General features: G+C 70.6%; 18 protein-coding genes. 11 read left to right on the top strand and 7 right to left on the bottom strand.

Features of this window, described 5'->3' with window-relative positions:
* Positions 1-16 precede the first annotated feature (16 nt).
* Genes rfaE2 through ASD25_RS27760 form a run of 3 tightly spaced genes read left to right on the top strand, consistent with a single transcriptional unit; the run spans position 17 to position 3,572 of the window.
* Entirely contained in the window at positions 17-1,471 is a 1,455-nt protein-coding gene (gene rfaE2, locus ASD25_RS27750; protein WP_055830124.1) for a D-glycero-beta-D-manno-heptose 1-phosphate adenylyltransferase, read from the top strand.
* The gene (rfaD, locus tag ASD25_RS27755; protein ID WP_055830125.1) at positions 1,468-2,469 is read left to right on the top strand and encodes an ADP-glyceromanno-heptose 6-epimerase; all 1,002 of its coding nucleotides are present in this window, start codon (positions 1,468-1,470) and stop codon (positions 2,467-2,469) included. Before rfaE2 ends, rfaD begins: the two co-directional genes overlap by 4 nt.
* Positions 2,466-3,572: a DUF3089 domain-containing protein gene (locus tag ASD25_RS27760; protein ID WP_055830127.1), complete on the top strand. Its 1,107-nt coding sequence runs from the start codon at positions 2,466-2,468 to the stop codon at positions 3,570-3,572. Before rfaD ends, ASD25_RS27760 begins: the two co-directional genes overlap by 4 nt.
* Here ASD25_RS27760 and recG read toward each other — a convergent pair.
* Positions 3,569-5,656, bottom strand: a complete 2,088-nt coding sequence (recG, locus tag ASD25_RS27765; RefSeq protein ID WP_055830129.1) for an ATP-dependent DNA helicase RecG — start codon at positions 5,654-5,656, stop codon at positions 3,569-3,571. The genes ASD25_RS27760 and recG overlap by 4 nt on opposite strands.
* Before the next feature lie 87 nt (positions 5,657-5,743).
* Between recG and ASD25_RS27770 the strand changes: the two genes are divergently transcribed.
* The 4 genes from ASD25_RS27770 (at position 5,744) to mfd (ending at position 10,458) form a co-directional block, all read left to right on the top strand.
* Positions 5,744-6,442: a hypothetical protein gene (locus ASD25_RS27770; protein ID WP_055830131.1), complete on the top strand. Its 699-nt coding sequence runs from the start codon at positions 5,744-5,746 to the stop codon at positions 6,440-6,442.
* A gap of 44 nt (positions 6,443-6,486) precedes the next feature.
* Positions 6,487-6,801 (top strand): succinate dehydrogenase assembly factor 2 (locus tag ASD25_RS27775; protein ID WP_156389500.1); only part of this gene is annotated, 315 nt, incomplete at its 3' end.
* Positions 6,802-6,811: 10 nt separating this feature from the next.
* Entirely contained in the window at positions 6,812-6,991 is a 180-nt protein-coding gene (locus tag ASD25_RS29975; RefSeq protein ID WP_255356207.1) for a succinate dehydrogenase assembly factor 2, read from the top strand.
* Entirely contained in the window at positions 6,991-10,458 is a 3,468-nt protein-coding gene (gene mfd / locus ASD25_RS27780; protein WP_056621527.1) for a transcription-repair coupling factor, read from the top strand. Before ASD25_RS29975 ends, mfd begins: the two co-directional genes overlap by 1 nt.
* Here the strand turns inward: mfd and ASD25_RS27785 are convergent.
* The 3 genes from ASD25_RS27785 to ASD25_RS27795 are packed head-to-tail and all read right to left on the bottom strand — an operon-like array spanning position 10,455 to position 13,153.
* The gene (locus tag ASD25_RS27785; protein ID WP_055830136.1) at positions 10,455-11,198 is read right to left on the bottom strand and encodes a hypothetical protein; all 744 of its coding nucleotides are present in this window, start codon (positions 11,196-11,198) and stop codon (positions 10,455-10,457) included. The genes mfd and ASD25_RS27785 overlap by 4 nt on opposite strands.
* 2 nt (positions 11,199-11,200) lie before the next feature.
* Positions 11,201-11,797 (bottom strand): winged helix-turn-helix domain-containing protein, encoded by a 597-nt coding sequence (locus ASD25_RS27790; protein WP_162246624.1) that lies wholly within the window; start codon positions 11,795-11,797, stop codon positions 11,201-11,203.
* Between the two features lie 42 nt (positions 11,798-11,839).
* A complete protein-coding gene (locus ASD25_RS27795) occupies positions 11,840-13,153 on the bottom strand; it encodes a diguanylate cyclase domain-containing protein (RefSeq protein ID WP_055830140.1) in 1,314 nt (437 codons plus the stop codon).
* A 217-nt stretch (positions 13,154-13,370) separates the two neighbouring features.
* Between ASD25_RS27795 and ASD25_RS27800 the strand changes: the two genes are divergently transcribed.
* Positions 13,371-14,282, top strand: a complete 912-nt coding sequence (locus ASD25_RS27800) for a YihY/virulence factor BrkB family protein (RefSeq protein ID WP_055830143.1) — start codon at positions 13,371-13,373, stop codon at positions 14,280-14,282.
* Here the strand turns inward: ASD25_RS27800 and ASD25_RS27805 are convergent.
* Positions 14,245-14,475, bottom strand: a complete 231-nt coding sequence (locus ASD25_RS27805; RefSeq protein WP_055830144.1) for a sulfurtransferase TusA family protein — start codon at positions 14,473-14,475, stop codon at positions 14,245-14,247. The two genes, ASD25_RS27800 and ASD25_RS27805, sit on opposite strands and share 38 nt — an antisense overlap.
* Positions 14,472-14,963, bottom strand: a complete 492-nt coding sequence (locus ASD25_RS27810) for a CinA family protein (RefSeq protein ID WP_055830146.1) — start codon at positions 14,961-14,963, stop codon at positions 14,472-14,474. Before ASD25_RS27810 ends, ASD25_RS27805 begins: the two co-directional genes overlap by 4 nt.
* Positions 14,964-15,046: 83 nt before the next feature.
* On the opposite strand from ASD25_RS27810, the gene ASD25_RS27815 reads away from it, so the two are divergent.
* Positions 15,047-17,371, top strand: coding sequence for a fused MFS/spermidine synthase (locus ASD25_RS27815; RefSeq protein WP_235561743.1), 2,325 nt, complete (start codon positions 15,047-15,049; stop codon positions 17,369-17,371).
* On the opposite strand, the gene ASD25_RS27820 is transcribed toward ASD25_RS27815, so the two are convergent.
* A complete protein-coding gene (locus ASD25_RS27820; protein WP_055830149.1) occupies positions 17,368-18,519 on the bottom strand; it encodes a bifunctional 2-C-methyl-D-erythritol 4-phosphate cytidylyltransferase/2-C-methyl-D-erythritol 2,4-cyclodiphosphate synthase in 1,152 nt (383 codons plus the stop codon). The two genes, ASD25_RS27815 and ASD25_RS27820, sit on opposite strands and share 4 nt — an antisense overlap.
* 206 nt (positions 18,520-18,725) lie before the next feature.
* Here ASD25_RS27820 and dusB point away from each other — a divergent pair, with 206 nt between their 5' ends.
* Positions 18,726-19,778, top strand: coding sequence for a tRNA dihydrouridine synthase DusB (dusB, locus tag ASD25_RS27825; protein ID WP_055830151.1), 1,053 nt, complete (start codon positions 18,726-18,728; stop codon positions 19,776-19,778).
* Positions 19,775-22,072, top strand: coding sequence for a PAS domain-containing sensor histidine kinase (locus ASD25_RS27830; protein ID WP_055830152.1), 2,298 nt, complete (start codon positions 19,775-19,777; stop codon positions 22,070-22,072). Before dusB ends, ASD25_RS27830 begins: the two co-directional genes overlap by 4 nt.
* Positions 22,073-22,078: the final 6 nt, after the last annotated feature.

Genomic DNA, 22,078 nt, shown 5'->3' on the forward strand with positions numbered 1-22,078 from the left:
CCGATAGGCCAAGGGGATGGCTGAACGCACGCTCGATCTCGGTGAACTGCAGGCGCTGCTGGAGCGAGTGCGTGGGCTGAAGATCGCCTGCGTCGGCGACCTGATGCTGGACCGCTATGTCTATGGCGAGGTCAGCCGGATTTCGCCCGAGGCGCCCATTCCCGTTCTGCGCATGGGTCGGACCCTCGCCATGCCGGGCGGGGTCGGCAATGTGGCGCGCAATGTCGCCGCCCTCGGGGGCGTGGCGCGACTGGGCGCGGTGGCGGGGCAGGATGCGGCCGGCGATGAGCTGGCGGCGCTGATCGCGGCGGAACCCGGCATCGAGGACGCGGTCGAGCGGCGCGCCGGCGTGGCCACCATCGTCAAGACGCGCTTCGTCGCCGCCGGCCAGCAGCTGTTGCGGCTCGATGAGGAAGCGGCGGCCTTGATGGGTGATGAAAGCGACGCCCTTACGGGTGCTTCCGTCTATCTGCTCTCAGATTACTCCAAGGGCGTGATCAGCGATCTGGTGATCGCCCAGGCCCTGTCCGCGTCGCAGACGAGCGGCGCGCCGGTGGTGGTCGACCCCAAGGGTCGCGACTTCGCCCGCTATGGCGCGGTGGATCTGATCAAGCCCAACGCCAGCGAACTTGCCGCCGCCACGGGCCTGCCGGTGGAGAGCGACGCCGAGGTCGAGGCGGCGTTGAAGGCGCTGCTGCACGCCACCACGGTCAAGGCTGTGGTGGTCACCCGGGCCGGCAAGGGCATGAGCCTGATGCGGCGCGGGGAGGCGGCGAAACATTTCCCCGGACGGGCGCGCGAGGTGTTCGACGTTTCGGGCGCGGGCGACACGGGTCTGGCGGCGCTGGGGCTGGCGCTGGGCGCGGGCGCTTCGCTGGAGACGGCGGTTGAGTTCGCCATCCTCGCCTCGGGCGTCGTGGTCGGCAAGGCGGGGACGGCGGTGGTCACCCCGGCCGAGCTGATCGACGCCGAGATGAGCCAGCATGCCGCCGGGGCCCACGCAAAGGTCATGCCGCTGGAGGAGCTGGCGCATGTGGTCGAGGGCTGGAAGCGGCAGGGGCTGAAGGTCGGCTTCACCAACGGCTGTTTCGACATCCTGCATCGCGGCCACGTCGCCTATCTGGCCCAGGCGCGCGGGTGGTGCGACCGGCTGGTGGTGGCGCTGAACACCGACGCCTCGGTGCGCCGCCTGAAGGGCGAGGGGCGGCCGATCAACGATCTGGACAGCCGGGCGGTGGTCATCGGCGGGCTTCAGTCCGTCGACCGGGTGACGGCCTTCGACGACCCGACGCCTCTGGCCCTGATCGAACGGCTGAGGCCCGATGTCCTGATCAAGGGCGCTGACTACACCCGCGAGGGGGTGGTCGGCGGCGATCTGGTCGAGAGCTGGGGCGGCGAGGTCAGGCTGGCCACATTTGAGGACGGCTATTCGACCACGAAGACGGTCGAGAAGATGAAGGGCGAACGATGATCCGGCGCATGATCGTGGTGACGGGCGGGGCCGGCTTCATCGGCTCGAACATCGTTGCGCGCCTGTGCGCCGAGGGGCGGCGCGATATCGTCGTGGTCGACCGGCTGGAGACGGCCGATCTGGGCAAGTGGAGGAATCTCGCCAAACATCCGATCGCCGACTTCTGGTCGCCCGAGGAGATGTTCGATCAGCTGGAGCGGAACGCCGAGCGGATCGAGGCCGTGGTTCACATGGGCGCAATTTCGTCGACGACCGAGCCGGACGCGGACCTGATCCTGCACACCAATTTCAGCCTGTCGCGGGACCTGTGGGCCTGGTGTTCGTTGCGCGACGCGCGGCTGATCTACGCTTCGTCGGCGGCGACCTACGGCGATGGCGGACTGGGGTTCGAGGACCATGACGATCTTCGGTCCCTGTCTGCGCTTAGACCGCTAAATGCCTATGGTTATTCGAAATATCTGTTTGATCAATATGCGGCGAGGCAGGCGCAATACCGGACGGCGCCGGCCCAGTGGGCGGGGCTGAAATTCTTCAACGTCTATGGACCGAACGAGTACCACAAGGGCGGGATGAAGTCGGTCGTGGCCCAGATCTGGCCCAGGGTTCAGGCCGATCAGCCGGTGACCCTGTTCCGCTCGCACAATCCGAACTACGCCGACGGCGGCCAGATGCGCGACTTCGTGTTCGTCGACGACGTGGTCGACATGGTCGAATGGCTGCTGGAGACGCCCGAGGTGTCGGGCGTGTTCAACGCCGGCTCGGGGCAGGCGCGGTCCTTCCTCGATCTGGCCAACGCCACCTTCGCGGCGGCGGGCAAGACGCCCCGGATCGAATACGTCGATACGCCCGAGAGCATCCGCGACAAATACCAGTATTTCACCGAGGCGCGGATGGAGCGGGTGCGCGAAGCCGGGTTCAGCGGTCAATCGACGCCGCTGGAAGAGGGCGTGCGCCGCTATGTGCAGGACTTCCTCGCCACGGCGGACCCGTATCGATGACGCGGCCGAGGCTGACCTTTCGCCAGTGGGTCGGCTGGATCGGCCTGACGATCATCCTGGTGCTGGCCGCCGCCGTCGCGGTGTGGCGCGGCGACATCCTCAGGGCCGGGCTGGACCCCCAGGTGCCGTTCCAGACCTACACGCCGCCGCCCGCGCCCGATTACGGGGCGCCGGCGGCCTGGGCGTTGCGGGAGACGCGGACAGCGGGCGCGGGGCCGGCGGCTGTCTTCTTCGTCCATTCGACCACCTATGACGGCGGGGCCGAGTGGAACGGTCCGATCGGAGACCGGGCGGCGGACGCCTATCTCAGCCGGGTGGTGCTGCCCAACTACGCCGGGCCGTTCGCGCGCGCCGGGGCGATCAGCGCGCCGCGCTATCGGCAGGGCAGCCTCTACACTCGCCTGACGCTGCGCGAGGATGCGCGCGAGGCGCGGGCCTTCGCCTGGGGCGATGCGGCGGCGGCGTTCGACGTCTGGATCGCCAACCATCCCGGCGGGCCGATCGTGCTGGCCGGGGTGGAACAGGGCGGCGACATCGTCGAACGGCTGGTGCGTGAGCGCGTGGCCCCCGATCCGGCGCTGAGCCAACGGCTCGTCGCGGCCTATCTGATCGATGTGGTGGCGGCCGCCGACGGCTTGTCGCCCCGGGTCCCTGCCTGCGCCAGGCGCGATCAGGTCGGCTGCGTCGTCGGCTGGTCGCCGGTGGGCGAGGGCAATGACGGCGCGGCTCGGCGGCGGCTGCGCCGGGCCCTGGTCTGGGACGCGCGGGGCCGGCTGGTCGACCTGGGTCAGCGCCCGGCGCTGTGCGTCAATCCCGTGACCGGCTCGACCGACACGGCGCCGGTCGAGGCGCGGCGGCACAAGGGAGCGACCAACGCCACCGGGCTGGAGTGGGGCGCGCGGCCGGCCTTGATGGCGCGTGAGATCGCCACCCAGTGCCGCGGCGGCCTGCTGCGCCACACAGAGCCCAGGACGGAGTCCTTCCGCGAGACCGGAAGTTGGGCTGATCGAAGAAAGTCTCGCCCATACAATCTGTTCTATGGTGACATTGAAGCAGATGTTCAAGCGCGTCTGACGGCCTGGCAGGCTCGCCAGGCGGCCTAGTCGATGCCCGGCCGGTCGTTGCGCCAGTCGAACAGGGCCTCGAGCACCCTGACCGCCTCGCCGCGCGGCGAGGTCAGGTCGGGATCGCGGCCCAGCACCAGACGGGCGTCGTCGGCGGCGGCCAGCATCAGGGCGCGGTGCCGGATCGGGTCGGCGAAGCGGTAGGCCGGGAAGCCGCTCTGCTTCAGACCCAGCGGATCGCCGCCGCCGCGCAGGCGGAAATCCTCCTCGGCGATCTCGAAGCCGTCCTCGGTGCGGCGCAGGGTCTCCAGCCGGGTCTTCGCCGTCTCGCCGAGACCGTCGTCTCCGCCGCCGTAGAGCAGGATGCAGGCGCTGGCCTTGGCCCCCCGGCCGACGCGGCCGCGCAGCTGATGAAGTTGGGCCAGGCCGAACCGGTCGGCGTGCTCGATGACCATGATGGTGGCGTTGGGCACGTCGACGCCGACCTCGACCACGGTGGTGGCGACCAGCAGCGGGATGCGGCCGTCGGCGAAGTCGGCCATGACGGCCTCGCGCTCGGGCCCCGGCATCTGGCCGTGTGCGAGGCCGACCTCGACCTTGAGGATGCGGCGCAGGTCGGCGGCGCGGGCCTCGGCGGCGGCGAGGTCGGAGGCTTCGCTCTCGGCCACCAGCGGGCAGATCCAGTAGGCCTGGGCGCCGCTGTCGATGGCGGCCTTGAGCCGCTTCGCCACCTCGCCGATGCGGGCGAGAGGCAGGACGGCGGTGGTGACGGGTGTGCGGCCCGGCGGCTTCTCCATCAGGCGCGAGACCTCGAGTTCGCCGTACTGTGTCAGTTCGAGGGTGCGGGGGATGGGCGTCGCCGACATGGTCAGCAGATGGACGCCGCCTGTGCGCGGGTCGCCCTTGGCCTGGAGCCGCTGGCGCTCGTTGACGCCGAAGCGGTGCTGTTCGTCGATCACGGCGAGGGCCAGCCGGTCGAAGCGGACGGCGTCCTGGAACAGGGCGTGGGTGCCGATGGCGACCTGGGCCTCGCCCGAGGCGAGGGCGGCGAGACGGGCGCGGCGCTCGGCCGGCGCATCCCTGCCGGTCAGGAGGACGGCGCTGACGCCGGCGGCCTCCATCATCGGCGCGATGCGCTGATAGTGCTGGCGGGCGAGGATTTCGGTCGGCGCCATCAGGGCGGACTGGAAGCCCGAGGCGGCGGCGTCGGCCAGGGCCAGGGCGGCGACCGCGGTCTTGCCCGAGCCGACATCGCCCTGCAGCAGCCGGCCCATCTGTTCGCCCGAGGCGAGGTCGCGGCGAATCTCGGCGATGGCCTGATGCTGGGCCCCGGTCAGCTGGAAGGGGAGGGACTCGAGCAGGCGAGCCGAGGCGTCGCCCGGATGGATCACCGGCGCGGGCGTGATCTGGCGGGCGCGGCGGCGACGGGCCAGCGCCAGCTGGTGGGCGAGCAGTTCGTCATAGGCCAGTCGCTGGCGGGCGGGTGCGTCGGGCTCCAGATCGGGCTCGGCCTCCGGGGCGTGCAGGCGTTCGAGGGCGGCGCGCCAGCCGGGCCAGCGGGTTCTGGCCAGCCAGGCCGGGTCCTGCCATTCGGGCAGGTCGGGAGCGTGCTGGAGCGCGGCCTGGACCAGTTTGCGGATGATGCGGGAGGACAGGCCCTGGGTCGCCGGATAGACGGGCTCGATGGCGGGAATGTCGCCCGCCTGTTCGGGGGTGAAGATGTCCGGGTGGACGATCTGCACCTCGCTGTTGAAGCGCTCGACCTTGCCGGTGACCAGCCGGGTCTGGCCCCGCGGCAGCAGGCGGTCGATGTGCTGGGCCGAGCCGCCGAACCAGATCAGGTGGACGAAGCCGGTGGCGTCGGTCGCCCGCACCTTGATGGGCGCGCCGGGCTTGGGCGGGACGATCAGGCGGTCGATGACGATCTCGAAGACGCCGACCTGGCCCTCGACGGCGTTCGCGGCGGTCATCGGGCGACGCACGATCAGTCCGGACGGCGACAGGAACGCGACGTCGCGCACCAGCGGCCCGGCCAGCTTCTGGACGAGCGGGAGCACCTTCGGACCTACGCCCTTCAGGGTGGAGACCTCGGCGAACAATGGAAACAGGACCTCGGGGCGCATGATTACCAATACATCCCTAGATTGTATCGCTGCGCCATCCGTGTCTTTATGCGGGAGTCGATTTCGGCGAGGACGGAGGGCAGGCGCATGTCGGTCCAGGATCTGCAGAACACTCTACGCGCCAAGGGATACGATCCCGGCGCGGCCGACGGCCAGCTGGGGCCCCGAACGTTTCAGGCCTTCGCGGGCTATATGTCCGACGGCCGGGCGCCGGCCGGCACGGGCGCCCTGATCGCGCAGTACGCGCCTGCTGGCGAACTGACCACCCGCCTGCGGCTGATCCATTTCCTTGCCCAGGTCAGTCATGAGAGTGGTTTCCGCCCGATCGCCGAGAACCTGAACTACTCGGTCGACGGCCTCAAGCAGACGTTTTCCGCCGCGCGCATCTCGCGGGCCCAATGCGAAGCGCTGGGGCGGGCGCCGGGACGGCCGGCGGATCAGCAAGCCATCGCCAACGCCGTCTATGGCGGGACCTGGGGCGCGGCCAATCTGGGCAACACCCGGCCGGGGGACGGGTGGCGATATCGGGGGCGGGGTCTGATCCAGCTGACCGGCCGCGCCAACTACGCCCGCACCGGCGCAGGGTATGAGGCGGATCCGGATCAGGTCATGACCCCGGCCGGATCTGTCCAATGCGCGGTCGACTACTGGCGCACGCGGGGCTTGAACGCGGCGGCGGACGCGGACGATGTGGCGCGGGTGACCCGGCTGATCAACGGCGGGGTTCTGGGGCTGGCGGAGCGGACGGCGCTGACCGACCGGGGAAAGGCTGTCTGGCCCGCGTAAGTACGGTGGCGGCGGGGCTCCGCGCCCGCTATATCCCCCGCTTCATGACCGATGACCGTGAGCAGACCCGTCTGGCCCGCGCGCGCTTTCGCGCGTGGCGTCGAGGCTTTCGCGAAGCCGATCTGGTGCTGGGCCCCTTCGTCGACAGCGTCGGCCCGTCGCTGTCCGCAGCGGAACTGGGAGCGTTCGAGGCGCTTCTGGATGCGGATGACTATGCGCTTTACGGCTGGATCACCGGGACCGTGCCGACCCCTGACGAGCATGAGACCCCGGTGATGGGCAAGATCCGCGACTTCATGCGCGACCACGTCGCCGCCGCCGTGGCCGAGGGCGCCGGGTCCGGCTTCGATGTTCGCGCGNGGTCCGTCGCTGAGCGAAGCGGAACTGGGGGCGTTCGAGGCGCTTCTGGATGCTGATGACTATGCGCTTTACGGCTGGATCACCGGGACCGTGCCGACCCCTGACGAGCATGAGACCCCGGTGATGGGCAAGATCCGCGACTTCATGCGCGACCACGTCGCCGCCGCCGTGGCCGAGGGCGCCGGCTGATGGACGCGGCGGTCCCCAAACGGGGCGATCAGGAACTGGGCGGCGCGCCGGAGGGCCTGGATGCGCTGACGGTCGCGGAGCGGCTGAGGGCCGAGGGCGGCCTCGGCGTGTTCGTGGCCCGCGACTACGCCCGCATGGGCGAGTTCGTTCAGGCGTTCGGCTTCTTCGCCCAGGATATCGAGGTCATCGAATTTCCGGCCTGGGACTGCCTGCCCTACGACCGGCTGAGCCCGTCGTCTTCGGTTTCGGCCGAGCGGATGGCGGCGCTGACGAAACTGGCGCAGCGGCAACCGGGCGACAGCCGTCCGACGCTGGTCGTGACCACGGTCGGGGCGGCGATCCAGCGGACACCGCCGCGCGAGGTGACGTGCGGGGCCGGATTCGAGACCACGGTCGGGCTGGATCTCGATACGGCGGCGCTGGAGCGGTATTTCGCGGCCAACGGCTACATGCGCGCCTCGACGGTGTCGGAGCGCGGCGAGTTCGCGGTGCGCGGCGGGGTGATCGACGTCTATCCACCGGGCTTCGAAGAGCCGGTGCGGCTGGACATGTTCGGCTCGGAGCTGGAATCGATCCGCACCTTCGATCCGGCGACCCAGCGGTCGACGGGGCAGCGGCGCGAGGTGTCTCTGGCGCCGGTGTCCGAAGCCCTGCTGGACGCCGAAAGCATTTCGCGGTTCCGCACCGGCTATCTGAGCCTGTTCGGCGCGGCGGGAGACGACCCGCTGTACGGGGCCATCAGCGAAGGCGCGCGGCGGCAGGGCATGGAGCACTGGCTGCCGCTGCTCTACGACCGGCTGGAGACGCTGTTCGACTATCTGCCCGACGACGCGAAGGTGTTTCTGGACAATCAGGTCGAGGCGGCGCGGGCCGAACGCTGGACCCTGACCCGCGACGCCTACGAGGCGCGCCGCGACGCGGCGATGAGCCGGAAGGCGGGCAGCGGGGGCTCGGCCTATCGCGCCCTGCCGCCCGAGCGGCTGTATCTCGACGAGGCCGAGTGGAACACCGCCTTGGCCGGGCGCCGGGTGTGGCGGATGTCGCCGTTCCACGGGGCGGGCGAGGACGCCGGCGGCCGGCTGGGCCGCAGCTTCGCGGCCGAGCGGGCGCAGGACAGCGTCAATCTGTTCGAGGCCGTGGCGCGCCACGCCGAGGCGGTGAAGGCGGCGGGCAAGCGGGTGCTGTTCGCGTCGTGGACAGAGGGCTCGTCCGAGCGGCTGGCGGGCATGCTGGCCGATCACGGGCTGGAGCATGTCGTCGCCGTGCGCGACTGGACCGACGTCCAGAAGGCGCCGAAGGACATCTATCTGCGTGGCGTCCTGCCGGTCGAACACGGGTTCGAGACGGGGGATGTCGCCGTCATCTCCGAGACCGACATTCTCGGCGACCGGCTCGCGCGGCCGAGGAAGAAGCGGCGGGCGTCGAACTTCCTCGCCGAGGCCTCGGCCCTGACCACCGGCGACCTGGTGGTCCACCTCGATCACGGCATCGGCCGCTATGAGGGGCTGAAGACGCTGGAGATCCAGCAGGCGCCGCACGACTGTCTGGAGTTGCTCTACGCCGGGGACAGCAAGCTGTATCTGCCGGTCGAGAACATCGACCTGTTGACCCGGTACGGCAGCGATTCCGATGGCGCGCAGCTGGACCGGCTGGGCGGGGCGGGCTGGCAGGCGCGCAAGGCCAAGGCCAAGGCCCGCCTGCGCGACATGGCCGAGGGGCTGATCGCCCTGGCGGCCAAGCGGTCGCTGCGCTCTTCGGACCCGATCACGCCGCCGCACGGCCTGTTCGACGAATTCTGCGCCCGCTTCCCGTACGAGGAGACGGACGACCAGCTCAACGCCATCGGCGACGTGCTGGAGGACCTTGGCAAGGGCACGCCGATGGATCGCCTGATCTGCGGCGACGTCGGCTTCGGCAAGACCGAGGTGGCGCTGCGGGCCGCCTTCGTGGTGGCCATGACGGGCCAGCAGGTGGCCATCGTCTGCCCGACGACCCTGCTGGCGCGGCAGCATTTCAAGACCTTCAGCGAGCGGTTCGCCGGCTGGCCGGTCACGGTGCGCCATCTGTCGCGGATGGTGACGGCGAAGGATGCGGCCGAGACTCGGGCGGGCCTGAAGGACGGCTCGTTCGAGATCGTCGTCGGCACACATGCGGTGCTGAGCGAACAGGTCGGGTTCAAGGACCTGGGCCTGGTGATCGTCGACGAGGAGCAGCACTTCGGGGTCAAGCACAAGGAGAAGCTGAAGTCCCTGCGGGCCGACGTCCATCTGCTGACCCTGACGGCGACGCCCATTCCGCGGACGCTGCAGATGGCGCTCTCGGGCATCCGCGAGATGTCGATCATCGCCACCCCGCCGGTCGATCGTCTGGCGGTGCGGACCTATGTGACGCCTTGGGACCCGGTGCTGGTGCGCGAGGCCCTGCTGCGCGAGAAATACCGCGGCGGTCAGGCCTATTACGTCGTGCCGCGCCTGTCGGACCTGCCGGACATCGAGAAATTCCTGCGCGAGCAGGTCCCCGAGATCAAATTCGTCGTCGGCCACGGCCAGATGTCGCCGACCCAGCTGGAAGACGTGATGAGCGCCTTCTACGACGGCAGCTACGACCTGCTGCTGTCGACAACCATCGTCGAGAGCGGGCTGGACGTGCCGACGGCCAACACCCTGATCGTGCACAAGGCCGACATGTTCGGCCTGGCCCAGCTGCACCAGATCCGCGGCCGCATCGGACGGGCCAAGGCGCGGGCCTTCGCCTATCTGACCACGCCGCCGAACAAGCCGATGAGCCTGTCGTCCGAGCGCCGTCTGCAGGTGCTGCAGTCGCTGGACAACCTCGGCGCCGGCTTCCAGCTGGCCAGCCACGATCTGGACCAGCGCGGCGGCGGCAATCTGCTGGGCGACGAACAGTCGGGCCATATCCGCGAGGTCGGGGTCGAGCTGTACCAGCAGATGCTGGAGGACGCGGTCGCTGAACTGCGTCAGGCGGGCGAGGGCGGCGGCGTCGTCGATCGGGGCTGGTCGCCGGCCATCAATGTCGGCGCGGCGGTATTGATTCCAGAGGAATACGTCCCGGACCTCAACGTCCGTCTGAGCCTGTATCGTCGTCTGTCTGACGCCGAGAACTCGGAAACGCGCGAGGCCCTGGCGGCTGAACTGATCGACCGGTTCGGGCCGCTGCCGGACGAGGCGAAACAGCTGCTGCGCATCGTGGGCATCAAGGCCAACTGCAAGACGGCCTGCATCGAGCGCATCGACATCGGGCCCAAGGGCGCGGTGCTGACGCTGCGCAACAACGCCTTCCCCAATCCGATGGGGCTGGTGGGGCTGATCCAGAAGAACCACGCCTTCTGGAAGCTGCGGCCCGACCAGAAGATCGTGGTCAAGGGCGAGTGGGACACGGCGGCCGACCGGCTGAAGGTGGCCGAGCGCATCACCGCCGATCTGGCGCGGGTGGCCGGAGCCGCTTAACCGGTGTGCGGGTCGGCGTTCTCGAAGCGCGCGTCCCACCAGGTCTTCCAGCGGCCTTCCAGATCGGCGAAGGCCGCGTCGGACAGGCCGTAGGTGGTCAGGGTCAGCATGGTGGAGCCGCGCGGGCGCTTGTCTTCCCTGGGTGGGCTGTCCAGCACGACCAGCAGGCCGTCGCCCCAGGCGTCGACCGTGACGCCGATCTGGTGGCGCGCCGTGAACCAGACCTGGCCGGACGCATCATCGGGGCCGAGCGGCATCGCATAGGGCTCGCCCGGCGCCGGGGCGGCGTCGAGACCCAGCAGCGACCGGCCCAGCCGGTCGGCGCGAGGCGGGCCCGAGAAGAAGATGGTGCGCCGCGTCTGGCCGGCGTGGCGGGCGAAGGCGAAGGCCAGCTGCCAGGTGAAGGAAATCCAGCCCTCGATCATGCCGTCGAACACGTCGGTCCATTCACCGGCGGGGGCCGAGCGGACCACCCGGACGAGGCTGGTCGTCGGGCCGGTCGCCTCGACCTCGTAGCGGTCGTTGACGCCGACGAAGGTGACGGTCCGGCGCGCTTCGTCCGCCTCGGCGTGGGTGACGAAGATGAAGTCGATCTCATCCTTCAGGCCCTCGGTCTCCCAGCCGAACCAGTTCCTGATCTGCTGCGGATCGCGCAGGGCGGCCCAGACCGCGTCGGCGGGGGCGGGCACGGTGACCTCGACGAGGACGTGGTCTTCCATGGGCTTCGCGGCTTCGGTCATGGTCAGTTCCTGGCTGGAGCGGGTCTGGGCGTCGCCGGGTGGGCGGCGGCCGTGAGGCGGTAGCGGCGGCCGGACGGGGCCGCATATTTGCGGGCCAGCGCCGCGACGGCGGCGCTGACCTCTTCGGTGAAGGCGTCGAAATCGGCGGGCGCGGCGAAGGTCACGTCGGCCTCGACCGTCAGGGTCAGCAGGCGCGAGCCCTCGGCGGCCGCGTCCTGGCGCATGCGGGCGACGTCGCGGACGATGGTCGAGGCGGTCGAGATCAGGTGATCGGCGGCGTGGCGATCCTGGGCGTCGATCGCGTCGGGATCGGCCGGGGCCTGCATCATGGCCGGGTCGAACACATAGCTCCGGGCGGCGACGAACAGGCGTTCGGTGAAGCCGCGCTTGCGCCGCTCCTCGGCCAGCTGGATCAGGCCCGCGGTCTCGAGGGCGCGCAGATGGTGGCCGATGTTCTGGCGCGGCAGGCCCAGCTTTTCCGACAGGCCGGCGGCGGAGGCGGGCTCGGTCAGGGCCGCGAGAATACGCCGACGGATGGGCGCCAGCGCCAGCAAGGCGGTGTCCAGGTCGTCGAGCAGGGCTGAAGGACGCGCCGTCATGGCGCGAACCTGCATTAGACAAATCAGATTGTCAAATGAACGTCAGGCCTGGGACCGGACGTCCTTCGAGGCGCGTTCCAGCACCGCGGCGGGAGATTCGTCGGGCTCGATCTCGGCCACCCCCACCTCGAACTCCACCACGAAGGGCGAGCGATCGGGACCGGCGTCGAAGGCGGTGCAGCCGATCACCGCCGCGATCCGGTCCGCGGCGATGCGCGCCGACGGGCCGTGGGTCGCCGGCAGGGCGAGGGCGAAGACGTCCGGGGACAGCCGGGCCGCCGTGTCCTCGGTGCGGATCAGGCGCGAGACCATGGCGCCGATCTGGGGCAGGGCGCGGTCCAGCCAGCCGCCCTTGCGGGCCTCGACGACGGCCTCGGTCTCGGAGACGCGCAAGACGGCGACGGACAGGGGGCGGCGGCGCAGACGGGCGCCCTCGGCCACCCGGGCCAGATGGCTGGCGAACAGTTGAGGCGTGAACAGGCCGGTGGCGGGGTCGGTCAGGCCCGAACCCCGCGCGCTTTCCAGCGCCTTGCGGATGGCGACGTGGCGGCGGTGGGCGCGGGCCAGGGTGGCGATCCGCTCGGCGGTTTCATCCTCCGGCGTGTCGGCGGCGGCGACGTCGGCGAAGCCGCGGTTGTAGAGCTCGGCCAGGTTGATCTCGCCGGCGCCGCGCAGATAGAGCACGGCGGGGATGTGGTAGAGGCGCGTGTTGCGCTTCATGCCCGAGGCGATCGACAGGGCGGGCGCGTGATCCTCGGCGCCCCAGAGGACGGCGGCGTCGAACGGCTTTTCGTGCAGATAGTCGAAGGCGGTGTAGGGGGTCGGCGCGGCCACGACCTCGCAGCCGCGTTCGGTCAGGGCGTTGGACAGGGCGAGGAAATGCCGGTCCGGCTTGCCCGCCGCGAGCACTCGCAGAGGGGTCGCGTCGACATCGGTCGGGGGCAGGGGCTGACCGCGGGCGGCGAAGGTGGCCTCGCGCAGGCTGACTTCCTCCTCGGCGATGGCCGAGCGAATGAGGTTTTCGAGCCGCAGGGCCGCCTGGGCGGCGTGCGGCGGGTTCGACATGGCGATATCGGCCAGGCCCGACTCCCAGGACGGGGTCTCGGGGCCGATGGCCAGGACGGGCAGCCGGCGGGGCGACACGGTCTGGCGAAGGGCCTCGACGCCATCGGCCGCGTTCGGCAGGCGGGCGTCCAGAAGCACCGCTTCCAGCGGCCAGTCGATCAGCGTCTGGACGGCGCCGGCCAGCGAGCGGGCGGTGACCGTGCGCCAGCCGAGGGCGTCCAGCCCCTGACACAGGGGGCCGACCAGGTCGTCGTCGGGTGCGACGACCAGAATGCGCGGATCGGAACCCAAGGGCGGCGTCTCCAGCCGCGCCCAGCCCCGGGCGCGGTTTCATGGCGGCGGACCATAGCGACCGTCGGCGGCTGTAAGCAACGGGTCCGCGGCCCCTATCCCCGGCTCCCGCTTTCCCCCGGCGCGAATTGCGGTAGAAGTGCGCGCTTCAACGGTTGTGGGGACCGGCTTGCAGGCCAGATCGGACATTGAAGCCGCCGCGCGCTGGGCCACGCCCATGCTGTGGGGCCGGCTGGCGGTCAAGGCGTTCACGCGCAGCTGGGGCCGCGACGTGATGCTGTACACCGGCGGGGTGTCGTTCTTCGCCCTGCTGGCGGTGTTCCCGGCCATCGCCATCCTGATCGGCTTCTACAAGGCGGTGCTGTCGATCGCCCAGGTCAGCGAGCAGGCGGCGGCCCTGGCCGACGTCATGCCGACGGCGGCCCGGGCGATCTTCCGGGCCGAGGTCGAGCGGCTCGCCAACGCCTCCGCGCGGACCGTGTCGGCGCAGAGCTTCTTCGCCGTGGTCATCGGCGGCTACGCCGCGCACCGGGGTTTCAAGGCCCTGCTGGCCGGGCTGAACCTGATCCACGACGAGAAGGAGCCGCACGGCTTCTTCAAGTTCAACCTGCTGGCCTTCTTCGTCGCCCTGGCGGCCTTCCTGCTGTTCACCGTGGTGTCGGGCGCGGTCGTGACCTCGCGGCTGCTGGAGCACGCCGGCCCGGCGTCGGAGGGCGCGCCATCGCCCGGCGGCATCCCGCTGGACGGGCTGTGGCCCGCCCTGGGGCTCGCGATCGGCCTGACCATGCTCTACCGCTACGCCATGTCGCACCGGACGCCGGTGGCCTGGGCGCCGTCGATCGCCGGGGGATTGGTGGCGACGGTGATGTCGACGATTTCGTCGTGGCTGTGCGCCATCTATGTCGAGCAGATCGCGCCGCTGGGCGCGACCTATGGCTCGGTCGGCGCGGTCGTCGTCCTGCTCATCTGGCTGTCCTGGAACGTCAACGCCATCTTCTACGGCGGGGCCTTCGCCACCGAGATGGAGATCGCGGCGCGGTCGCTCGGCGCGCCCGATATCGAACCCGAGGAGCCGCTGCCCGAAAGGGTCGTCAGCCTGTCGGAGCGGCGGGCGTCTCGACCACGATAGTCAGGACGCCTTGCGTCTCGTCGACCGAGACGACGCGGCCGCCCAGACCGGTCATCAGATGCGGCACGTCGATGCGGGCCATGGGGTCGGTGGCCAGCAGGGTCAGGCGCGCGCCGGCGGGGGCGCCGCGTATCGCCTTCTGAAGTTTCAGGCTGGGGGTCGGGCAGCGGTGGCCGCGGGCGTCGACGATCATGCCCCGAGCCGGTCAAGCAGCAGCCGCAGGGCCAAGCGCACGCTTTCCAGCCGGATCGCCTCGCGTCCGAGGTCGCCGAAGCGGTGTTCGACGTGGATCAGGCCGGTCGGACCGGCCGCGGCGAAATGGACCAGGCCGACGGGCTTGTCGGCCGAGCCGCCGCCCGGCCCGGCGATGCCGGTGATCGAGACGGCGACGGACGCGCCCGATCGGCTCACGGCCCCCTCGGCCATGGCGCGGGCGACGGGTTCGGAGACCGCGCCATGAGCTTCAATCAGATCGGCGGGGACGCCCAGCATGTCGTTCTTGGCGGCGTCGCTGTAGGTCACGAAGCCGCGCTCGACTGCCGCCGAGGAGCCCGCGATGGCGGTCAGGGCGCCTGCGACCAGGCCGCCGGTGCAGCTTTCGGCCGTGGCGATCATCAGGCCGCGTGCGGCGGCCGCTTCGACCACCTGTCGGGCCAGGGACTGAATATCGTCGGGGAACATGCGGCGGGGCTTTCCGAAGGCGGGACGAGTCGGGCTAGGGTGGTTCAAAGCGCCGGGAAACGGCGCCAGCATACGGGGCGGGCATGAGCGACACCACCGGGGACCGGGACGTCGAGATGGGCATCGACGCGGGCGCGCCCGGGAGGCCCGCGGACAGGCTGACGCCGCTGCTGTTCGCTTTGGCCATCTTCACCTCGGCCTCGCTGGTGTTCGTGGTCCAGCCGATGGTGACCAAGCTGGTACTGCCCATGCTGGGCGGATCGCCGGCGGTGTGGAACACGGCGATGGTCTTCTTCCAGACCGCGCTGCTGGCCGGCTACGCCTATGCCCACGTCCTGCAGAAGGCGGGATCGATCAAGACCCAGGTGGCGATCCATCTGGGCCTGCTGGTGCTGGCGGGACTGTTCCTGCCGTTGCGCGTCAACGGCTGGCTGGGAGATCCCGACCCGTCGGCGCCCATCGGCTGGCTGCTGGCCACCCTGGCGTTGTCGGTCGGGGCGCCGTTCGCCGTGCTGTCGGCGACCGCGCCCCTGCTGCAGGCCTGGTACGCGCGCGTGCGCGCCGGCTATGCGGACGGCCGGAACCCCTATGTGTTGTACGCCGCCTCCAACCTCGGCAGCTTCCTGGCGCTGCTGTCCTATCCGGTGCTGATCGAGCCGCTGGCGACCCTGTCGGGGCAGCGGTGGGGCTGGAGCGGCGGCTATGCCGCCTTCATGCTGATGGTCGTGGCCCTGGCCCTGGTGGTCTGGCGGCGCCGGCTGGACCGGACGGCGGAGCCCGCCCGGCTGGCCGTCAGCCCGCCGATGACGCTGCGCGAGAAGATCATCCTGGTGCTCCTGGCCGCCGCGCCGTCCAGCCTGATGCTGGGGGTGACTTCGCACCTGTCGACCGACGTGGCCTCTGCGCCCTTCCTCTGGGTCGTGCCGCTGGCCCTGTATCTGCTGACCTTCGTGATCGCCTTCCAGAACCGGCCGTGGATCCCGCTGGGGGCCACCCTGCCGATCCAGGCGGCGATCGGAGCGGTCTGCGTGCTGACGGTGGCGTTCCGTTCGTCCAACTGGTCCATGGCCTTCGCCATCCATCTGATCGCCTTCTTCTTCGCGGCCCTGATGTGCCACCAGCTGCTGGCGGCGCGGCGGCCGGCGCCCGACCGGCTGACGGAATTCTATCTGCTGATGTCGCTGGGCGGCGTGGTCGGCGGCGCCTTCACCGCCCTGATCGCTCCGGTGATCTTCAACATGGTCTGGGAATATCCGCTGGTGCTGGTGCTGGTCGGCCTGGCGCGCCCGTGGGGCCGGGGTCCGCTCAACGCCACACAGACCGGTCTGCTCGTGGCCGCCGCCCTGATCGCGGTCTCGCCGGTGGCGCTGTCGCTCTGGCTGAACAGCAATGACGGAGCACGGGCCGCCTTCTACGCCACGTCGCCCTTCCAGATGGGCCAGCTGGCCATGATCCTCCTGCTGCCGGCGGCCATCTGCGCCTTCCTCGTGCGGGAACGGGCGCTGGCCTTCACCGCCATCCTCCTGATGATCACCCTGTCGTCGCAGTGGATCGCGCGCGGCTATGACTGGAGTTATTCCGGACGCAGCTTCTTCGGCGTGATGCGGGTGGCCAATTCGCCCGATCCCCGGCTGGGCGGAGACGTCCATGTGCTGATGCACGGCACGACCCTGCACGGGGCCCAGGCGCGGGATCCCCGCTTCGACTGCGTGCCGACCCTGTACTACGCCCCCGCCACGCCCATCGGCCAGGCGGCGGAGATGATCGAGCGGCGCGGTCCGGCGCGGATCGGCGTCGTCGGCCAGGGTTCGGGCGCCATGGCGACCTACAAGCGGTCCGAGGACTCGATGACCTTCTTCGAGATCGATCCGATGGTCGACCGGCTGTCGCGCGATCCCGAGTGGTTCACCTATATCTCGGACTGCGCCGCGGGACCGATCGACACCGTGCTGGGCGACGCGCGGCTGACCTTGGCGAAACAGCCGGCGGGATCGTACGACCTGCTGATCATCGACGCCTTCTCGTCGGACGCCGTGCCGACCCACCTGCTGACGGCCGAGGCCATCGAAGGCTATCTGAAGCTGCTGAAGCCCGACGGGGTGGTGCTGCTGCACCTGTCGAACCGCAACCTCGACATCACCCTGCCGGCCATCGCGGCGGCGCAGGCGCTGGGCAAGGCGAGCCTGCACCAGATCTACTACGAGGGAGACTCGACGCCGGAGATGGCCGAGGCCTCGACCGAGGCCCTGATCCTGTCGCCGACGCCCGAGGGGCTGGCGGACTTCCGCGCCGACGCGCGCTGGAAACAGCCGCTGCCGACGACCGTGCGGCCTTGGACGGACGACTACGTCAACCTGTTCGGCTCGTTGTGGCGGAGCATGTTCCCGCCGGCGGAACGGCCGCTCTAGGCCGGCAGTTCGATGGTCGCCAGGGCCTGGGCGGCCAGACCCTCGCCGCGGCCGGTGAAGCCCATGGCCTCGGTCGTGGTGGCCTTGACGCTGACGGCGTCGAGCGGCAGCGACAGGATGTCGGCGAGCCGCTCGCGCATGGCCTGACGGTGCGGCTTCACCTTGGGCCGCTCGCAGATCAGGGTCACGTCGACGTTGACCAGCCGCCCGCCGCGGGCGGTCAGCCGCTCGACGGCGTGGATCAGGAACAGGTCGGACGACGCGCCCTTCCATTGCGGATCGCTGGGCGGGAAGTGGTCGCCGATGTCGCCGTCGCCCATGGCGCCGAGGATGGCGTCGGTCAGGGCGTGCAGGCCGGCGTCGGCGTCGGAATGGCCGATCAGGGTCTGGTCGTGGGCGATCTCGACGCCGCACAGCCAGACCGAGGTTCCGGGCCCCCAGCGGTGGGCGTCGAAGCCCTGGCCGACGCGAATCTGGCGAGGGATGAGCGCTTCGGCCATGGCGAAATCCTCGGGGAAGGTCAGTTTCATCAGCCGCGCGTCGCCCTCGACGACGCGGACGCGGCCACCGGCGCGCTCCAGAACGGCGGCCTCGTCGGTGGCGGGTTCAGCGTCGGGCCAGGCGGCGTAGGCCTCGACGATGGTCTGGTAACGGAACGCCTGCGGGGTCTGGGCCCGCCACAGGCCCTCACGCTCGACGGCGCCGGAGACAAGACCTTTGGTGGCGCGGCGCAGGCTGTCGGCGACGGGCAGGGCGGGCAGGGCGCCGTCCGCGTCGGCGAGCGCCGCGATCAGCCGCTGGATGACGGCGGCCTCAAGGAAGGGCCGGGCGGCGTCGTGGATCAGGACGGGACGGTCGCCGGGGCCGCCGAGAACCTGCAGGCCGCTTCGGACCGAGGCCGCGCGAGTGTCGCCGCCCGCGGCCAGCCGCCATCCCGAAAGACCGGCGAGCGCGGTCTGCGCCTCGGCTTCCGAGCCTGCGGAGACCACGACGACCAGATCCTGCGCGCCAGCCTTCAGCAGGGCCTCGACCGACCAGCGCGCGACCGGCCTGCCGCCGAGGGCGCGCCACTGTTTGGCTCCTCCGGCGCGGGAGCCGGAGCCGGCGGCGACCACGATGGCGGCGAAGGCGGGTGCGGGCGTGGTCATCCCGGCCTTCTAATCGCCGCGGTTGCGCTTGACGAGAGGCGTCGACGCACAGCTCATCCGAGGGCAAGGTGCTGGAAGATNGCGCGGGAGCCGGAGCCGGCGGCGACCACGATGGCGGCGAAGGCGGGTGCGGGCGTGGTCATCCCGGCCTTCTAATCGCCGCGGTTGCGCTTGACGAGGGGCGGCGACGGCGCGGAAAGGGACCGATGGCTGCAGGCATACAGATCGGCGACGTGTGGGTGCCCGGACGGGTGCTGACCGCGCCCATGACAGGGATCACCGACCTGCCGTTCCGGCGGCTGGCCTCGCGGCTGGGCGCGGCCTATGTCGCGACCGAGATGGTGGCGGCCGCCGAGCTGGCGCGGGCCCGGCCGGACGTGGTGCGGCGCGCCGCCGTGGGCGAGGGCCTGCCGCTCACCGTGATCCAGCTGGTGGGGCGCGATCCAGCCGCGATGGCCGAGGGCGCGCGCATGGCCGAGAGGGCCGGGGCCGACATCATCGACCTGAATTTCGGTTGTCCGGCCAAGGAGGTCACCGGCTCGGCCTGCGGCTCGGCCCTGATGCGGACGCCCGAGCTGGCCTGCCGGCTGATGCAGGCGGCGGTCGAAGCGACCACGCGGCCGGTGACGGTCAAGATGCGGCTGGGCTGGGACGACGCGCACCGCAACGCGCCCCTGCTGGCGAAACGGGCCGAGGAGATCGGCGTGCGGGCGGTGACCGTGCATGGCCGGACGCGGGCGCAGTTCTACACCGGGCAGGCGGACTGGACGGCGGTGGGCGAGGTCAAGGCGGCGGTGGGCATTCCCGTCATCGTCAACGGCGACATCCTGACCGCCGACGACGCGCGCGAGGCCATGCGCCAGTCGGGCGCCGACGCGCTGATGCTGGGCCGCGGCGTCTATGGCCGGCCGTGGCTGGCGGCGCATATGGAACGGGCCCTGGCCGACGGGACCGTGCTGCTGGAGCCCGGGCGCGAAGAGCGGCTGGACATCGTCATCGAACACCTGCGCGCCTCGGTCGCCTTCTACGGCCTGCCGCTGGGCCTGAAGATGTTCCGCAAACATCTGGGCTGGTACATCGAACAGGCGCCCTGGCCCGCCGATCCCCTTGAGCGCAGGGCGGCCAAGTCCCGGTTGTGCCGCCTGGAAACGCCGGAGGATGTCGAGCGGGAGCTTGGCGCGCTGTGGCGGCCAGTGACGCATTCCGGCAACCCTGTTGTTGATATTCAGCCACAGTTGGTCGAAGCTGGCGTTGCATGACGGATATTCCGACCGCTGACGCAGAGCCTGAACCCGCCGCGGACCGACGCGGTGTGGTTCGCTGGTTCGCCGGCTGGTCGGAGGAGCGGCGGCGCAACACCTTCCTCGTCTTCTACACGCTCGCCTTCCTGATCACCGTCGCCGCCATCTGGCTGGTCGCCGTCGCGCCGGGCAGCAGCGGCGAGGGCGCGCGGGCAAGCGCCAGCCAGGCGGTGCTGGTCATCCTGAGCGCCAACCTGCTGCTGATCGGAAGCCTGGCGATCGTTGTGGGACGGCGAGCCTTGTCCCTGTTCCGGCGACGGACGGACGCGGGCGCGCGCCTGCATCTGAGGTTCGTGACCCTGTTCTCGCTGGTGGCGCTGGTGCCGGCGGTGCTGATCGCCCTGGTGTTCGGCGTGCTGGTCAACCGCGGGGTGGACCAGTGGTTCAGCGACAACGTCCAGTCGGCGGTCCAGAACGGAGCCCTGATCGGCGAGGCCTATCTGGACGACGTCTCGGAGGAGATGGACGGGGACCTGCGGGTGATCGCAGACCAACTGGTCGGGGCCCGGCCGCTGTTCGAAAACCGCATACAGTTTTCCGACGCCCTGACCCAGATCGCCGATCTGTTCGGCTATCCCGCCATCTATATCCTCGGGCCGGAAGGCGAGGTTCTGGCCAGCGGCGAGGCGCCCGGGGCCCCCCGCTATGTCGCGCCGCCCATCGCGGTGCTGGAGGCGGCGGCCCAAGGCGGGGAACCGCCCCAGCAGGTCACGGAGAACCCCGACACCGTGCGGTCGCTGATCGCCTTGCCGGCCTATGGCGACGCCTATCTGTATCTGGTCCGGCCCCTGCAGGACGGCCTGATCGCCCAGATGCGCAACGGCGAGGAGTCAATCGTCGCCTATCGCGAGGCCAAGGAGAGTCGGCAGCGCATCCAGGCCGCCTTCGCCCTGAGCTATTTCGAGACGGCCCTGCTGGTGCTGGTCGGCGCCATATGGCTGGGCATGGGGGCGGCGAGCGCCATATCGGCGCCGATCGGCCGGCTGGTCGAGGCCGCCGACCGCGTGGCCGGCGGAGACCTGACCGCGCGCGTCGACGCGGCCGACGGGCCGGGCGAGATCAAGACCCTGGCGGCCGCCTTCAACCGCATGACCGGCGACCTCGCGGCCCAACAGGCGGCATTGCGAGCCGCCAGTGAGGAGGCCACGGGCCGCAGCCGGTTCATCGAGACCGTGCTGTCCGGCGTGTCGGCGGGCGTGATCGGTCTGGACCGCCAGCGCCGCGTCTCGGCCATCAACGACAGCGCCGTGGAACTGCTGGCCATTCGCGAAGCCGACATCATCGGTCGGCCGCTCGGCGACGTGTCGCCGGAGCTCAGCGAGCTGGCGGGCCGGGCTGAGGCCCATATCGAGGAAGAGATCGACGTCAGCCTGGAGGGCGAGACCCGGCGGCTGCGCGTGCGCATCGAGGGCGGCGTCGGCGGCGAGATGGTGCTGACCTTCGACGACATCACCCGGCTGGTGACGGCCCAGCGCAACGCCGCCTGGCGCGACGTGGCGCGGCGCATCGCCCATGAGATCAAGAACCCCCTGACCCCGATCCAGCTGTCGGCCGAGCGGCTGCGGCGGCGCTACCGCGGCCAGGTCATGGACGACGTCGAGGTGTTCGACCGCTGCACCGAAACCATCATCCGCCAGGTCGGCGACATCGGCCGGATGGTCGATGAGTTCTCGTCCTTCGCCCGCATGCCGGCCCCGCGCTTCACCGCCGTCGATCCGGCCGAATTGCTTCGCGAGGCGGTGTTCGCCCAGCGCGTGGCGGCGTCCGACATCGGGGTCGAGCTGATCGAGCCGTTGCCGAAGGCCGTGCTGCACGCCGACCGGCCCATGATCGGCCAGGCCCTGACCAATATCCTCAAGAACGCGGGCGAGGCCGTGGCGGCGCGCCGGGCGATCGCGCCGCGCGAGGGCGATGGCGAACGTCCGGGGATTTCGGCGCGGCTGACGGTCGAGGACGAGACGGCGACCTTCGTCATCGAGGACGACGGCATGGGACTGCCCGCGAAGGACCGCGACCGGTTGACCGAGCCCTATGTGACGACGCGCGAGAAGGGCACCGGCCTGGGCCTCGCCATCGTCAAACGCATCTGCGAGGAGCACGGCGGCGAGTTGAAGATGGCCGATGCAGAAATCCTTTCGGGCGCCCGGGTGTGCCTGATCTTCCCCCTCAAATCCCAACCCAAATCGACCGGCGCGGCCGGGGCGAAGGATGCGAAAGCATCCCGGTCCCCGGCCGTCCCGGCCGCCGAATAGCGAGGC

Source organism: Brevundimonas sp. Root1423, assembly GCF_001426805.1.